This is a genomic window from Microbacterium dextranolyticum, from assembly GCF_016907295.1.
Classification (GTDB): domain Bacteria; phylum Actinomycetota; class Actinomycetes; order Actinomycetales; family Microbacteriaceae; genus Microbacterium; species Microbacterium dextranolyticum.
On the sequence record NZ_JAFBBR010000001.1, the window covers coordinates 2,396,338 to 2,412,273 of the forward strand.

General features: G+C 62.4%; 13 protein-coding genes and 1 pseudogene. 5 read left to right on the forward strand and 9 right to left on the reverse strand.

Going from position 1 to position 15,936, the window contains the following annotated elements; all coding sequences use genetic code 11:
• Positions 1–20: 20 nt before the first annotated feature.
• The 3 genes and pseudogenes from JOE64_RS14810 to JOE64_RS11060 all read right to left on the reverse strand — a co-directional run.
• Positions 21–1,580: pseudogene (locus tag JOE64_RS14810) on the reverse strand (M15 family metallopeptidase); the annotation flags it as partial.
• Positions 1,581–1,609: 29 nt separating this feature from the next.
• Positions 1,610–2,746 (reverse strand): UDP-galactopyranose mutase, encoded by a 1,137-nt coding sequence (gene glf, locus JOE64_RS11055; protein ID WP_204964300.1) that lies wholly within the window; start codon positions 2,744–2,746, stop codon positions 1,610–1,612.
• A 52-nt stretch (positions 2,747–2,798) separates the two neighbouring features.
• Positions 2,799–3,272, reverse strand: coding sequence for a GtrA family protein (locus JOE64_RS11060; RefSeq protein ID WP_204964301.1), 474 nt, complete (start codon positions 3,270–3,272; stop codon positions 2,799–2,801).
• A 99-nt stretch (positions 3,273–3,371) separates the two neighbouring features.
• On the opposite strand from JOE64_RS11060, the gene JOE64_RS11065 reads away from it, so the two are divergent.
• The gene (locus tag JOE64_RS11065; protein WP_204964302.1) at positions 3,372–4,322 is read left to right on the forward strand and encodes a glycosyltransferase; all 951 of its coding nucleotides are present in this window, start codon (positions 3,372–3,374) and stop codon (positions 4,320–4,322) included.
• On the opposite strand, the gene JOE64_RS11070 is transcribed toward JOE64_RS11065, so the two are convergent.
• Positions 4,261–5,808: a DUF2142 domain-containing protein gene (locus JOE64_RS11070; protein WP_204964303.1), complete on the reverse strand. Its 1,548-nt coding sequence runs from the start codon at positions 5,806–5,808 to the stop codon at positions 4,261–4,263. The two genes, JOE64_RS11065 and JOE64_RS11070, sit on opposite strands and share 62 nt — an antisense overlap.
• A 27-nt stretch (positions 5,809–5,835) precedes the next feature.
• Between JOE64_RS11070 and JOE64_RS11075 the strand changes: the two genes are divergently transcribed.
• A complete protein-coding gene (locus JOE64_RS11075) occupies positions 5,836–6,846 on the forward strand; it encodes a glycosyltransferase (RefSeq protein ID WP_204964304.1) in 1,011 nt (336 codons plus the stop codon).
• A gap of 25 nt (positions 6,847–6,871) precedes the next feature.
• Here JOE64_RS11075 and JOE64_RS11080 read toward each other — a convergent pair whose 3' ends face one another.
• Together JOE64_RS11080 and JOE64_RS11085 are read right to left on the reverse strand one after the other, a co-directional pair.
• Positions 6,872–8,080: an ABC transporter ATP-binding protein gene (locus JOE64_RS11080; protein WP_204964305.1), complete on the reverse strand. Its 1,209-nt coding sequence runs from the start codon at positions 8,078–8,080 to the stop codon at positions 6,872–6,874.
• Positions 8,080–9,000: an ABC transporter permease gene (locus JOE64_RS11085; RefSeq protein WP_271202578.1), complete on the reverse strand. Its 921-nt coding sequence runs from the start codon at positions 8,998–9,000 to the stop codon at positions 8,080–8,082. The genes JOE64_RS11080 and JOE64_RS11085 overlap by 1 nt, the downstream gene beginning before the upstream one ends.
• A gap of 127 nt (positions 9,001–9,127) precedes the next feature.
• On the opposite strand from JOE64_RS11085, the gene JOE64_RS11090 reads away from it, so the two are divergent.
• From JOE64_RS11090 to JOE64_RS14815, 3 genes are all read left to right on the forward strand, one after another.
• Positions 9,128–9,964, forward strand: coding sequence for an NAD-dependent epimerase/dehydratase family protein (locus JOE64_RS11090; protein ID WP_204964306.1), 837 nt, complete (start codon positions 9,128–9,130; stop codon positions 9,962–9,964).
• Positions 9,965–10,197: 233 nt separating this feature from the next.
• Positions 10,198–10,554, forward strand: a complete 357-nt coding sequence (locus JOE64_RS11095; RefSeq protein ID WP_204964307.1) for a VOC family protein — start codon at positions 10,198–10,200, stop codon at positions 10,552–10,554.
• Positions 10,555–10,634: 80 nt separating this feature from the next.
• A protein-coding gene (locus JOE64_RS14815; RefSeq protein ID WP_204964308.1) for an IS5 family transposase occupies positions 10,635–11,499 on the forward strand; the annotation gives its coding sequence in 2 pieces (ribosomal slippage) (positions 10,635–10,979 and positions 10,981–11,499; 864 coding nt in all).
• Between the two features lie 9 nt (positions 11,500–11,508).
• Here the strand turns inward: JOE64_RS14815 and JOE64_RS11105 are convergent.
• Genes JOE64_RS11105 through JOE64_RS11115 form a run of 3 tightly spaced genes read right to left on the reverse strand, consistent with a single transcriptional unit; the run spans position 11,509 to position 15,876 of the window.
• The gene (locus tag JOE64_RS11105; protein ID WP_204964309.1) at positions 11,509–12,714 is read right to left on the reverse strand and encodes an alginate O-acetyltransferase AlgX-related protein; all 1,206 of its coding nucleotides are present in this window, start codon (positions 12,712–12,714) and stop codon (positions 11,509–11,511) included.
• Positions 12,711–13,919 (reverse strand): acyltransferase family protein, encoded by a 1,209-nt coding sequence (locus JOE64_RS11110; RefSeq protein WP_204964310.1) that lies wholly within the window; start codon positions 13,917–13,919, stop codon positions 12,711–12,713. Before JOE64_RS11110 ends, JOE64_RS11105 begins: the two co-directional genes overlap by 4 nt.
• The gene (locus JOE64_RS11115) at positions 13,882–15,876 is read right to left on the reverse strand and encodes a rhamnan synthesis F family protein (protein ID WP_204964311.1); all 1,995 of its coding nucleotides are present in this window, start codon (positions 15,874–15,876) and stop codon (positions 13,882–13,884) included. The genes JOE64_RS11110 and JOE64_RS11115 overlap by 38 nt, the downstream gene beginning before the upstream one ends.
• Positions 15,877–15,936 lie beyond the last annotated feature (60 nt).

Below are 15,936 nucleotides of genomic sequence, written 5' to 3' on the forward strand. Positions count from 1 at the left end.
ATCTCGCGCGCGACGTCCCTCCCGACGTAGCGAAGGTGCCATGGCTCGTAGTCGTACCCGGTGATGCCGGTGTACCCCTGCGGGTAGCGCACGATGAACCCGAACTGCCAGGCGTGGTCAGCGACGAAGCGACCCGCCGCGGTCGAGCCGAAACACTCGACGAGATCGCATCCCGCTCCCGGCGAGGATACATCGATCGCGAGTCCGGTCTGATGCTCGGAATACCCGGGCCGGGCGGAGATCGCTTCGGCGGCATCCCGCCCCAGCTGACGGACGAATCGATCATGGATCGCGGCCTGACTGGTGAAGCTGCGGTACCCGCTCGTCGCCGCCAAGGGGATGCCCCATCGTCCAGCCTCCCCCGCGAGATCGCGCATGGCAACCGCAGCCTCGGGGCGCAGCATTTCGCCACCCCCCAAACCGAGCGCGGACATCGGCCATAGCGGAGGAGCATACTGGCGCGGGTTCAGCGGCGTGCGTTTGTTGACGAGAACCGTCAGGCTACCAGCGCTCGTCTGATCGTCGACCGGCCTGGTTCCGCGCGGGTCGACGTCCGTGCAGACCAACCATTGGTTGCTCCCCGTTCCGATGTTGAGGCCAATCACACACACCGAGATCGGCGCGCTTCGCGTGATCGGCGGAAGCCGAACGTCGACGCCGCGGTTGCCGAGCCCGTACGGCGCCATCTCGGGGGAAGCCGCGGATGCAACGGGCGCTGCGGTCAAGGTGCCGCTCTGGAACACGCCGACCTGGATCGGCGAGCCGAGGTCACTGCGATCGAACGCGTAGCCCGTCACGTTGATCGACCCGTTGCCGTTCATCGATACCCGAAGCGCTCCCTCGGGGTCGTAGGTGATCACCGATGCAGTCACATCACGGCATCCGATGATCGCATCGCCGCCTGGTGGTCGGTCGCGTGCGACGACGCAGACGCGGTGACCCCCCGAACCGATGCCTACGGCTCCGAAGAAAGCGTGAGACCCAGGAACACCGTAGGGCGCGAGGTAGGGGCTAGCCCCGCTAGCCGTCCACGTTCCCCGTGAGACACCGTCCACGAAGACATCGACTCCGATGGACGCGTAGAGGTCAGAATGGTCGAAAGCCCAGCCAAGCACGATGAGTCGCGCGTTGGCATCGTCGACCACGACCGAGAGGTCTCCCTGCGGCGAACTCGCCGAACGTGCGTCAGACACGACGACCGTCGAACATGGGGCAGAAGTATCGGATCCCGGCCCCACGTTGGTCCACGTGACGCAGACGTCGTATTGCCCTGGCGCGAGCCGGAAAGCCGTCCAGAACGCATGCTGACCGGCCACCCCGTATGGCCAGAGGTACGGGGAGGGGCGCCACGCCGTCGTCGTCGAGAACGTCAGACCGTTCACCGTGATGACGGTGCGTACGTCGCGCCCGAAGTCGCTTCTGTCAAAAGCCCAGCCAACGACCTGCACGAGCCCGTCATCGGCGACGACCACCGATACGTCGCCCTGAGGCGACTCGTCGACGGCCGCGGACGCGGGACCGGGGAACGCGATCCACGATGCGGCGACAAGAACTGCGGCGACCCACAGGGACACCATCATAAGAGCACGAGGGATCAACGTATCTCCGATCAAGCCAGTTGATTGCTCCACATCGACAGTGCCGACCCGATCGCCATGTGCATGTCAAGATACTGATAGGTGCCGAGCCGTCCACCGAAGTACACCCCAGCCTCTCCCCTGGCGAGATCGCGATACGCGATCAGCCGCTGCCGATCGAGAGGAGTGTTCACCGGATAATAGGGCTCGTCCGCACGCGACGCGAATCGTGAGTACTCGCGCATGATTACCGTCTTATCATCGGGGTACCGATCCGCACGCTCGGGGTGGAAATGCCGGAACTCATGGATGCGCGTGAAGGGGGTGTCGGCGTCTGCGTAGTTCATGACGCTAGTGCCCTGGTAGTCGCCGACGTCGAGCACTTCCTCTTCGAAATCCAGCGTGCGCCAGGACAACTCACCCTCGGAGAAATCGAAATAACGGTCGACCGCTCCGGTGTAGACGACGGGGACCTGCCCGACCGTGGAGCGCTTGTTGAGTGGTTGCGATAGGTCGAAGTAGTCGGTCGAGAGGCGAACGTCAATTCGTGGATGGTCAGCCATACGCTCGAGCCATGCGGTGTACCCGTCCGAGGGAAGCCCCTCCCACGTATCGTTGAAATACCGGTTGTCGTACGTATAGCGGACAGGAAGTCTGCTGATGATCTCCGGGGGGAGATCCTTCGGGTCGGTTTGCCACTGCTTCGCCGTGTAGTCCCGGATGAACGCCTCGTAGAGCGGCCTACCGATAAGGCCGATCGCGCGCTCCTCCAGGTTCTGCGCGGAGCGCGAGTCGAACTCGCCTGCGAGCCCGTGGACGAGCTCGCGCGCCTCATCTGGCGAATAGGCGGCACGAAAGAACTGATTGATCGTGCCGAGGTTGATCGGCAGGGGAAAGACGACGCCTTTGTGGTTCGTATACACCCGATGCACGTAGTTCGTGAACGATGTGAACCTGTTGACGTACTCCCACACTGCCCGATTGGAAGTGTGAAAAAGATGCGCCCCGTACCGATGAACCTCGATCCCCGTGACGGGTTCGTTCTCGCTGTAGGCATTGCCGCCGAGGTGATGGCGGCGATCGATGATCGTAACCGAGCGGCCCGCTGCGGCGGCACGCTCCGCAATGGTGAGGCCGAAGAAGCCAGATCCGACGATGAGGAGATCCATGATCAGCCCTTTCCGGCCTCGCGACGGCCTCCAGCATAGGCGAGATCTCGCGTCAACCCGATTCGAGCGCCGCGCGGCCCGCGGTGCCTTTGTCTGGGAACACCCATCGGTCGTAGGTGAAGAACCGGAACACCGTCGCGACCGCCTGCCCGACGAAGGTGCCCGCAACGTTGTCGGCGACGGGCCCCTCCAGCCCGAGGACATAGCGGGAAAACGCCAGGCAGCCCAGCTGCAGCAACATCGCGATGATGTTTAGCACGATGAAGATGACATAACGCGAGGCCTTGCGCTCAATCGACCGGGTACCGAACGTCCAGTAGCGATTCCCGACGTAGGTGACAACCGTGGCGACGACGATGGCTATCATCTTGGCTGGCACCGGGAGCTCGTGCATCGGACCGCCCCCTCCGACGCCGAACACCAGCAGATTGAAAACGACGGCGTCCACGACGAATGCGACACCACCGACCGCAAGGAACGCCCCGGTGCGCTTGATGAGGCCCTCAAGCCCGGACCGTTCTGACATCCACTCCCCCTGGTCGGCCGCAAAGTGCAACCGACCGACCATGATAGCTTGGATGCCGCTCGCGCCGCCTGTGCGGCGCATTAGTGAGGAGAACCACGAGTGACCGCGCCATCGCCCACCATCGCTGCGATCGTCCCCTGCTACAACGAGGAGGCCGCAATCGCCAAAGTGGTCACCGACCTCCGCGCCGCTGTCCCTGAGATGGACATCTATGTCTACGACAACAACAGTTCAGATGCCACGTCTGCCGTTGCGGCCGCCGCGGGCGCGATTGTGCGCCGCGAGTCACTGAAGGGCAAGGGGAACGTGGTCCGCCGCGCATTCGCAGACGTGGACGCCGATATCTACGTCCTGATCGATGGCGACGACACCTACGCGACCGCGGACCTGCCGCAGATGATCGCGACGCTCCAGTCGGGGCCGTTGGACCACGTGCTGGGAGTCCGTCGCCAGACGACCACCACCGCCTATCGGCCCGGCCACGAACTGGGCAACCGCGGATTCAACTGGTTTGTCGGAAGTGTGTTCAAATCCCCCGTCAGCGACATGCTCAGCGGGTACCGCGTGTTCTCTCGGCGCTTCGTCAAGAGCTTTCCGGCTTTGTCCCGGGAGTTCGAGATCGAGACCGAGCTGACCGTCCACGCCATGAGCCTGCGCGTCCCACAGACGGAGGTGGCAGTCGGCTTTAAAGACCGTCCCGACGGCAGCGAGAGCAAGCTGCGAACCTACCACGACGGGTTTCGGATCCTGTCATTGATTATCGGTCTGATCCGACACGAGCGCCCCATGATGTTCTACGGCCTGGTGGGTACCCTGCTGCTGCTCGCCGGCCTGATCACGGGCATGCCCGTCGTCTTGGAGTACTTCGAGACCGGCCTCGTGCCCCGGCTGCCCACCGCCGTGCTCTCCTTGGGGATCACGTTGCTGGCCTTCCTGGCCTGGATGACGGGGCTGATTCTCGACGGTGTCCTGAAGTCGCGGCGCGAGCTCAGCCGTTTGAACTATCTGCAGTACGTAGCTCCGTCGCTCCAAACTCGTTCAGCAAAGTAAGCCGGCTACTGAACCGCGCGATCGCCACTGTCGCGCCCACGCATGCCGTGGCGACGAGGAGGACCGTCAGCCACGCAGGAGCGGTCGGATGCCATGCGCCAGGCACGAGCTCCAACCACGGACCGTTCGCACCGTTGATGTAGCGATGAATGTTCACGACGATAGCGATCGTCTCGTACGCCCCGAAGACGCACGCCAGCACGCGGAGAAGTCGAGACCCCAACGCGAATGACACCGCTTCTTGCCGCTCAGCGAGGAAGCCAGCTACGAGAGGCGCCAGCATGGCGATCGGAAGCACGTACTTCCCCTGCCACACCATGCCGGAGTCCTTATAGCTCATCACCTGCGCCAAAATCGGGACGACGATCGAAGCTGCGAGGATGCCGAAGAGAACGAGACGTCCTCGCGCCCCGCCGAGCGCCAATCCGAACACGCCCACGAACACCGCAACCCCGCCGACAAGGATCAGCAGCCACATCGGCAGGTGGGTGTCCCCCCAGCCGAAAACGCCGAGGATCTGCTCAAGGTAGTAGTCGGTGTTCCGCAGCATCCCCACGACCACGTCACGAGCGGTGAGCGAAGGATCGGGATAGACGACTCCGAGCGCAAGGCTGCCGGAACTCAGAGTGTACGCGAGGGCAGCGACTGAGACGGAGGCACACAGAATGAGCGGCCACCGGAATCGGCGGTCCTTGATCACGCTGCCGACGGTTGCGAGTGACGGTGCGACGAGGATCACGACGACGACTGTGAACGCGAGGTATGCGGGACTAAGCCCGCGTGCGAGAACGAAGAAGGTCGCCCCCGCCAGAAGCATCCATGCACGTTGGGCGAGAAGCGCCCCGCGCGGATCGAAGACGATGGCCAGCAGGGCGACTGCAGTGAGCATGGATCCGAAGACCTCGGGACCTTGTGGAGTCATCGATCCGCCGATGAAGAATGTCATCGGGGTCAACGCTGCCAGCGTTCCGGCGATCGGAAGGAGGGGCCTGCGCAACCTAACCAGCACTGCGAACGTAAGGCCGACCAGCGCCGCGTTTAACAGCGCGCTCATCAACCGCATCGCAGTGAAGGTGTGCTCCGACAGCGGGAACAACGTCGGGATGCCGATCCACGCATAGTAGATCGGGTTGTACCGCGCGACATGAGAGGTGGCGGCCACGATCTTATCGAGTTCGCCCGTCACCTGCGGGGAGCATCCCGCGGTGACATCGGGATGGAACGCGTAACACGGCTGCGACCATGCCTGAGCGAACAGCTCGGGAACCTGGAAGTCCCCGCGCCCCGCCCGATATTGGGTCTCATCCGCGTGAAACTGGCCACGCACGGTTGCGGCAGCCTTCACCGCATGTGCGGGTTCATCTGGGGAAGCCATGTGCGGGCTCGCGACAGACCACGCCGCGAGGACGGCGAAAGAAAGGGCGAACGCGATCAGGAAGGCCCGCCAGGGCCACGACGTCGTACCGGGTTCATTCGTCGAGAGCACACTCAAGCCTATGCGATCATCGATCTGATGAACGCCGAGACTCTGGAAGACCCGACCGTCAGCATCATCGTCCCCGTTTATAACTCGGGACGCTATCTTCGAGCGTGTGTCGAGTCGATCATCCGACAGACATACACGCGATTGCAGATCATCCTGATTAACGACGGTTCGACGGACGAGTCCGGAGCCATCTGCGATGCGCTCGCACGAGTCGATGATCGCGTCCTCGTCGTGCACCAAGCGAACTCAGGCATCGCCACTGCCCAGAACGCGGGGCTCGATCACGCAACAGGCGATTACATCACGTTTTGCGACAACGACGACCTAATGGTGCCCGAAATGATCACGCGCCTCGTTCAGCTTGCGCGCGAGTCTGACGCTGATATCGCGATGTGTCGGTGGATCAACGTGGGTGCGAGTTCCGCCGACGCGCTCCTTCGCGCGTCGGCGGACATGCCTGCAGGCGACGTGACGGTTTTCCAGGACCCCGCCTGGGCCTATCAGCACGTCTTCAGCCTGACGCTTCGGACACTTGGCCGATGTGAGCTTCGCTACTTCAGCGAGGCCAACTGGGGCAAGTTGTACCGTGCGGCGCTCTTCGATGGCCTTCGCTTCCCTGCTGGACGCTTCGCGCAGGATGTCGCCGTCGCGATGCCAATTTACGGGCGCGCCCGCCGTGTCGCGTCGTGCTCCGACCCTCTGTACCTATGGCTTCAGCATGGCGACAGCGTGTCGCATGCTTCAAAGTCAACGTCCTACTACTCAGACATCGTGCATGCTCATGCGAGTTCATTCGAGGCCGCGCTAAGTCAGGGTATCAACCCATGGCGGGCTGCCTATGGCCTCGGAGCGATCCGCGACGAACGTAAGAGCGTCCGCAGCGCCGCTGACGCTTCTCGCTATGCAGAAGACCGCGCCCTAGTGAAGCGGTTGCGGAGCAGACTCAAATCGCACCAGAGAATCGTCTGCACCGCTGTGGGACTCTTGAGGCGCGGTGAAGTCATCATCTACAACCTCACAGTGCATCGGCGCAGCTGACTCCAATCCTCTTTGGGCTCGTACCCTACTTGCCCGACGTTTCGCTGACGGCGATACGAGCGGCGACAGTGCCCAGATTCGCTTTGTCCCCAGCCACAGTGAACAAAGCCCCCTGCCACAGCACATGGGAGTCAATGTCGATCAACTCAGAGACGTTGGCGTTGACGTAATACTCGCCAGCTCCCAAATGCACCCTGTCGATAGTGAAATCCAAGAATGAGTCACCAGCGGGTACCCGGCCCAGTTGCACGCCGAGCCGCTCAGTATTAGACGCGAGCACCATCTGCCCGGCGGGCGTGTCGATACTGAACCCGACAGCCCAGCGAGGCAGAGGCTCGATCGCGCGCACATGAACACGCACCGTCATCTGCGACTCCGATGGGATGACTTTGCGATGCGCTTTGGTTTCATCGAGTACCTCGATCGAAGTGACCTCGATCGGCTTGGTGGGCTCCGGCGGCGGAAGCTCTCCGACGCGGCGTCCTTCCAGCACATCACGCAGAGCCGAGACCGCAGCATTGGTCTCGCCGTCGAAGACGACCTCCCCGTTGTTGAGTACGATGCCGCGGTCGCAGAGCTCCTGAACCTGCGCTGCCGAATGCGAGACCAAGATGATAGTGCGCCCCTCCGCCCGGAAGCGAGCGATCCGCTCCATGCACTTGCGCTGGAACGCTTCGTCTCCGACTGCAAGAACCTCGTCGACGAGCAGCACATCCGGATCGGTGTGGACGGCGACAGCGAACGCGAGCCGAACGAACATTCCAGACGAGTAGAACTTGACCTGAGTATCGATGAACTCGCCGATGCCGCTGAAGGCGAGAATCTCGTCGAAGCGGGCCGACGTCTCGGCCCGCGACATCCCCATGATCGACGCGTTGAGGTAGACGTTGTCACGGCCCGTCAGGTCGGGGTGGAATCCGGCGCCCAGTTCGAGCAACGCCGCCGTGCGCCCCCGTGTGAGAACACGCCCCGACGTCGGCGACACGATGCCGCCGATCAGCTTCAGCAGCGTGCTCTTCCCCGAGCCATTGGGCCCAAGTAGACCGACCGTCGTACCCGCCGCGATCTCGATCGAGACTCCGTCGACAGCCGTGTAGTCCTGCCGATGGGTCCGACCTCGGCGCCCAAAGTGGACGACCCGTTCCTTGAGGGAGTTGTCCTTCCGGACGACGAACTGTTTCGAAACATCCTGCACCGCGACAACGACGGGGCCTGTTCTTGATTCGGCAGCCATCACATCTCCTGCGCGAAGTTGCCCTGAAGGCGGTTGAAGACCCGATGGGCGACTGCGAGCAACACGAGTCCGATGACCCCGGCGATTCCGATGCGCAGCAACAAATCGGCGGGGTAGTCGCCCGGCCCGCCGGCACCCCAAAACGCCTTCCGGAACGCCAAGACACCCAGTGTGATCGGGTTGTTGGTGTATACCTCGAGTGCCCATCCTGGCAGGCCGAGCGTATGGAACGAGGAACCGACCATCGTCCATGCGTACACAATGGGCGATCCCCACATCGCGAGCATCAGCACAACCTCGGTCACATATTGAACGTCCCGCAAATAGACGTTGAGGGCCGAAAGCAGCAGTCCCAGCGCGAGACCGTAGATGAGCATTAGCGCGACAGCGGGGAAAAACCACAGCATCTGCGTCGGCGCAGGCAATGCTTGGAAAGCGATCGCCCCCCCGAGGAGAACGAGGGTCTGCACAAGGAACATGAACCCCGCCGCGCCGATGCTTGCCATCGGGAAGATCTCGCGAGGTAGGTAGATCTTCTTCACCAGGCCCGCATTGGCGAGAATCGACGTCGTAGCTCCGGAGACCATCTCAGCGAAGAAGCTGTAGATCGTCAGCCCTGAGAACAAGAAGATCGCGAACTGCGGGATCCCCTCCGCGGCGCGCAGGAACTGGCCGAGTACCAGGTAGTACATCAAGAACTGGACCAGCGGGCGTATCAGCGTCCAGAGGAACCCCAAGAAGCTGTCCCTGTAGCGCGCGTTCAGATCCCGCCGCACGAGCAAACCCAGAAGGTCGCGACGTTCCCAGATCTCTCGAACCTTGCCTCCGCGGACCGGAAGCTGGAGACCTCGCGAGTCCGTCGAGACGAACGGGGTCTCGGCCAGACGGGCGAACCGTTCAGTCGTGTCCAATTGCTCCACCTACGTCAGCCAACTGGAACAATATACCTGCGGAACGTGCGTCGGCCGCGCAGGTGAGTCGGGTTCGACGTCGAATAGCCTGGTTGCGTGCCTGACGTCTAGGGCACGATCTGCGAAAGGACCTCCTATGACTCGCGTCATCGTCACCGGCGCTGCCGGCTACCTCGGCCCCCACGTAGTCACAGCACTCCTCGATCGAGGGCACGACGTGACCGCGATCGTGCGTCTTGCGGGCACTGCTGTGCTCGACTCCCGTGCTCGGGTTGTCGAGGCCGACATTCTCTCCCCTGATGTCGACATGACCCAGTGGGACAGCGACACCGGTGCGGTCGTCCATCTCGCGTGGAAGGACGGCTTCCTGCACAACTCTCGCGCGCACATGTCACAGTTGTCCGCCCACTACAACTTGCTCACCCGCCTCGCAGACAGCGGCACGAATCGGATCGTCGCATTGGGCACGATGCACGAGATCGGCTACTGGGAAGGGGCGATTGACGAATCGACGCCGACGTCCCCTCTCTCCCAATACGGCATCGCGAAGGACGCCCTCCGGCGTGCACTTCCGCTCGCTCTACCCGAAGACACGTCTTTAGCGTGGGCCCGCGCGTATTACATCTACGGTGACGACCGGCGCAACAGCTCCATCTTCCGCAAGCTACTGGAGGCTTCGGACCGAGGCGAACGCACCTTCCCGTTTACGACAGGCAAGAACCTGTACGATTTCATCCGCGTCGAGCAACTCGGACGCCAGATCGCCGCCCTGGTCGACGCTACCGACATCACGGGCGCGATCAACTGCTCAACCGGCACCCCCATGTCCCTCGCCGACAAGGTCGAGGAGTTCATCACGGAGAACGGCCTCGACATCTCGCTCGAGTATGGGGCGTTCCCCGATCGCCCCTACGACTCCCCCGGCGTATGGGGCAACGCGGACCGGATTGCAGAGGTCATGGCCCGAGGCTGAATCGATGCCTCCCGGCCCTAGGCGGTGTTGCTAAAGCCGCTGGTGACCCGGCGGAGGGCTGCAGCGAACACAGAGAGCGGCGAGGTATTGCGGGCGGTCTTGTCTGATCCGCCGCAGCCGAGACCACCCTCCTTTTAGGGCCGCTGTGGCCCTAGCATCGACTTGAGAAGGCGTGACCAGCAGGTTCTGACCTGGGGCTCTGCGCTGGCGAGTTGTCGGGATGGGAGGTCATGATGAGTGTTGTCGGGATCGGCGGGTTGTTCTTCCGCAGCAAGGACCCAGACGCGCGAGCCGCGTGGTATCGCGAGCATCTCGGCATCGACGCAGGCCAAACCACCGTGTGGGAACAGGCCGCGGGAAGCACTGTGTTCGCGCCGTTCTCTGATGACGCCGACTATTTCCCGGCAGACCAGCCGTTCATGCTCAACCTCCGCGTCGATGACCTCAGCACCCTGGCCGAACGACTCGAAGCGGCCGGAATCACCGTGGGGAGAGTCGCAGACGACAGTGACGGTGAGTACGGACTGTTCGCCCGGATCTACGACCCCGAAGGGCTCCCGATCGAGCTTTGGCAACCACCCGCCGAATAGCCGGACTGAATCGGCCTAACTTTCGTTCCTAGGCCGTGTTGCTAAATGTGGTTCCGGGGTGCGTGGGTGATGCTGGGAGCGTGTCGCGAGATGTCATCACGGACGAGGCTTGGGAATTGATCCGGGAGGTGTTCCCGCCGGCGAATTCACGGGGGCGTCCCCCCGTGGATCGACGCGTGGTGGTCGAGGCGACTGCGTGGCGGTTCCGGACGGGTTCTGCATGGAGGGATCTGCCCGAGCGCTTCGGGAGCTGGAACACGATCTATAAGAACTTCCGTCGTTGGGCGGCCGAGGGGGTCTGGGAAGATCTGCTCGCTCACGTGCAGCGTCGCGCATCGCTTCAGGGCGAGATCGAGTGGGTCGTGTCCGTTGACTCCTCGATCGCTCGCGTCCACCAGCACGGCGCAACCCTTCCCCGCAGCACAGGGGGCTGGATCGAGTTACAAGAAATCCGGGCCGGAGCCGCCTGATCACGCGATCGGCCGGTCACGCGGCGGATTGACGACGAAGATCCATCTCGTGTGCGATGGGCAGGCCCGGACGCTCGCGTTCGTCCTCACCGGCGGGCAGGTCGCGGACACGAGCATGTTCACCGACGTTCTCGACGAGATCCACGTCGCGGGGCGAGGGCCCGCGCGTACCAGGCCCGAGCGGGTGCTCGCAGACAAGGGATACCCCTCGAAGAAGAACCGGGCGTGGTTGCGCGAGCGCGGCATCAAGGCCACGATCCCCGAACGCGACGACCAGATCGCCCACCGCCGAAAGCGAGCGGGCCGCCCTATCGATTTCGGTCATGAGCAGAAGGAACGCTACAAGGGCCGCAATGTCATTGAGCGCTCCTTCAACTTCATCAAGCAGTGGCGAGGACTCGCATCCCGATACGACAAGACCGCCAACTCGTACGCAGCCGGGATCTGCCTCTCAGCCGCCCTTCAATGGATTTAGCAACACGCCCTAGTAGCCGGGCCCTACGCCGACGGCTGGGGCATTGACCAAGTGGCGCTCCGCAAGCTGGACGATCACGACATCCGGATGATCCTGCTCGACCAAGGACCGATAGTTTGGCGGATTCGACCAATCGTCGTATCGATGCTGGATCTGCCAGGTCTGCGCATACTGCTGCGCCCACAGGCCGGACAAGGCATTGCCCATCGAATCGCGAAGGATGAGCGCTTTCTGCGTGCTCCATGCCCCCGCCGTCTCGGTGGACGCCGGCAGTTTCGACAGGTCGACGGCCTTGCCACCCTCAGACGTCGAGGTCGCGGACGAACCGTCGGTGACGGTCACGGGAGCGAGTTGCTGGGAGAATCGCGGCGCGTCCCACGCGGGTTCTGCGTCAGGCACACCAGACGAGGCGTACTCGTTATAGATACCGCCGGTACGGACGCCGTCCACAGGCGGCACGACGATGGGGGCCGCCCCTGGGTACGTCACCGCATGGCACCGTGCGTAGGTTTGCCACCCCACGTAGCCGCCCCAGTCCGTCCAGTGGCTGTTCACCGGCGTGAAGACGGCATCGTGCTGGGCAGCCTCACGCAGGTCATGACGGAAGTCCACGATCGGAAGGTCCGGCGACGCAGCCAGCAACTGATCCAAAGGGGTGGAACCGCGGAGCGCAGCAGCCCATTCGGGAAGCTTCTCAGGATAGACGCTGGATGCGGAAGGCGTGATCTGGATCGACAGCTCGATACCCTGCGCCGCGAGCGCGCCGGCGAGCTTGCGGAAGTAATCATGCCAGGCTGTCACCTGAGACGCGGTCAATAACCGTCGTCCCACAGCCTGAGAGAAGTTCTGCTCGACCTGATCGTTGTAGAACGCCCACCCGTCTTGGCCGCGGACGACCGGGTCGCCCAGCTCCGCGGCATGGTCCTTCCAGACGCTCTCAGACTCGTCACGCCGGTCTATCCACGGCTCGTCGCCGGGCGGAGTCACGGCCGGACGACAGACCTGAGCCACCGCGTCCGGCGTCGCAGTAGGCGTGACTGGAGCGATTTGCGATGCAGCCCGATCAAGGCTCGCCTGGGTGTACCATCCCACGAGCGCGGCGACGAGAGAGAGGACGGCAAGGACGACCAACGGTACGTCGCGGAACGGCTTCCACCAGCGGGGCGTGGGCGCGCCCGCACCATGGACGACGTCGCCGCCGCCAGACGCGCTCATGCACTCACCGCCGTGACCGCTCCGGTTCGACGCGCGAGCCGCTCCTCATAGCTCGGATCGATCGTTCCGATGACTTTGATCCGGAGCCGCTCGGTGCGCTGCATCACGCGTTCGAGCCACCGCGGCGTCCAGTCCTTCAGTTGCAGCGCCGGTCGTTCGATGAGGTGCCAGCTGAGGTATGCGTAGGCATGACATCCGGCGACGATCACTAGGTGGTAGACGAACCAGCCCGCGTCCTGGAGCTTGAAGTAGGCGGCGAATTGCATCAGAGGCCACGCGACGATGTAGATGCCATAAGAGAAATCCCCGTGTTTGTCCCATGATTTCAGGAACTGGGCGCGAATCGAGAACCAGATCAATGCGTAGCAGAACGCGTACTGTCCGAGAGGCAACCAGCCGCCCTTGCCATACGTCCAGACCGCAACAAAAATGCACACGATCGCCAGCCTGTTGTCGATCGGTATCTTGTCGCCGAACAAAGCGAACAAGATCCCGAAGGCGAACGGAGCGAGCAGCAGTAGCTGGCGGAAATCGGCGAACACGACGCCGAAGGCGCCAAGATTACCGAAGCCGAGCCACTGCATCATCGCAAAGAAGATGATCAGTGAGGCGACGATCCCTCCGATCAGGCGGTGGGCGAGCGCACCTGCAACTCCGAGCACACCGACGAGGATGTACGCACTGAACTCGAACGCGAGAGTCCACGCCGAACCGTTCCACTCGAAGCCGCCGTGAAGCGTGTAGAACGGGATACTCGTTCCCATGTCGGCGATGGTGTGCTGCTGAAGCGGCAGCCACATGTTGTTCGAGAAGTACGTCAGCGGGGAATTGACGGCTGCATCCCAGAATCCGTCCATCGTGCCCTTCTCGCGCGCATATGCGATGGGCGCGAGAACGTAGGCGGTCACGATGAGAATCAGGAACCAGCCGGGGAAGATTCGCATGATCCGGCGCCAGAAGAAGCGAGCCGTAGAGGATCGCCCCATCTTGCTCTTGGTGATCAGGAAGCCGGACAGGAAGAAGAACCCTGCGACGGCGACACCGCCGAGCGACTGCTCGGTGCTGATCTGGGTACCCAGATCGTGGCCGCCGTAGAATCCCGCGAGCGGGCCGGCGTGTGAAAAAATGACCATGAAGGCCATCAGCCACCGCAGGAAGCCGATGCTGTTACTCCGAGGATCGAAGCTCGCCTTCAGCGATGTCACTCTCCACCTCCACAGGATTGTTGCGTTTCCACGTCTCGGGGTGGCGCACCTTCCACAATTGGTGGTGCACATAACGGGCGGGACGATCCAGAGGCCGCAGCAGCCCAGCGACGCGCGGATGATTCAGCTTCAAGTAGACCCGGGTCAGCGCGACGATACCACCGTGTCCGAGCCAGCCCGCGCGGTGCAGGAACTGGATCTGATCGATCGCATAGCCGGGCATGGTCGCGCCCATCTGATCGAGTTTGAATTCCAAGGCCGTGTGGCTAATCGACGCATGCTCAGCGTTCGCGATCGTGCGAGTGTGGTAGCCGACCTCTGCCGCTGCGTACGCGATCAGACGCTCCTGCACGTGCGCGAGAGAACCGTCGAAGTGCTTCTCCGGCGGCGCATAGTCCTTGTAACGCCACTCGTGCTCCACCAACAGCCGCAAGGCCTCCGGACGCGCGATCCACATACACCCGTATGGGGCGAGCGGCGAGATCTCGTCAAACGGCACACGGATGCCAAGTTCCTTGGCGAGCTTCTCCGCAGGCTGCCGATTGGCATACCAGCCTCGGCCCATCGTAGGGAAGCCGATGTGGATCATCGGCGGGAAGACCAGCCCGAGCCCCTCCTCCTTCTGGAAAAGAGCGATGGCGTTCGCGACGTACCCGGGGGAACTGAGGACGTTGCCCAGTTGTTGGAGCTTGAAATACCGGCCGGAGTTGAAGGATCCCTGGACTGTCTTCTTGGAATGGATCTTGACAACAAGGTCATAGCGCCCGGGTTCAAGCACATCTTTGGAACCGATGAAAAACGCGCTAAGGTCACGCCCGCGATTCGACGGAAGTACGCGCACATCCACGAAGTTGATCTTCGGGTCCTCGCGGCGAGCGATGGACTCACGAATTGACGTTGCCTTAGCCTCGGACGTAGTCGTGACGAACAAGTCAAATGGAACGGGGAGATAAAGCAGCCGTTCCACCAGCTCATCCGTCATGTCTTCATAGAAGATGTGAACGACCGCGGCAATCGAGAGGGGGTGACCGGGATCGTACGCGACATCCACCTCTGGAAGAATCTCATGCATCGATGCGTCCGTGTACAACTCTCTCGGCTTCGAGTTGCGCACGAGATTCTGGAAAAGCATCGAAAGAGGATAGCCGTAATGCGCAGCTCGTTCGAGTGTCCAGCGACCGATGACAGCGTGTTGATCGAGATACGGAGGGTAATGGAAGAACGCACGCCGCTTCAGTGCGGGGCAACCTGCATCTAGCAGCAGGTCCGCATTGACGAGGGCAGGATGCTGGCCCGGGAAATCGACCACGGGGAATGCAGCGTCCCATTCGAAACCGAGCTCCTCGAAGTGATGCGTAAATCGAGACTCGTGCCGGACAATCGAATCGGTGTAGGTGTCGATCATCGGCATATGAGCCCAGTAATCACGCCAGTATCGAGTCGTAAACATCGATTTTCGAACGGCAATCCAGTGCGACTGCAGATGACGATGAAGGATGCCTTCTTTGGTGAAGGGGTTGGGGACGATCTCATCGTGATCGGTCATGCCCCAGAAATGAAGTGGCCTCGCCTCCATCCTCGAGAACAGCGGCTCAAACGGCCGCACCGGCCCAAACCACGTGTAGTTCATGAGAATGAGCTCGTCGTACTCTGCGAGCTGCTCGGCACCGAATTCTTCGAGTGCTGCTTTGTACGCCCACACATCGAACCCGACGTTCTCACGGACGAGAATCGTGTCGGTCAACGGCTCGAGTCGTGCTCTCCCGCTCTCGGAGAGCGCGCCATTGATCACGGCGAAAATATGATCCGCGTGAGGACGTAGCCGCTCAAGCTTGTACGGGATGTAGTCGTCAATCTCACCGCGCGGGTCGTAAATCATGTAGAACACGACCCGACGCCCCCCCTCGGGAAAGACCTGGGCGGATGCTGACTGCGCCCCGGGCTCGGATTTTGTCACGTCACTCCTTCGAATCGAGCACTGCGTACGGTTCAGCACGCCGCGCCGAACAGCCACCAG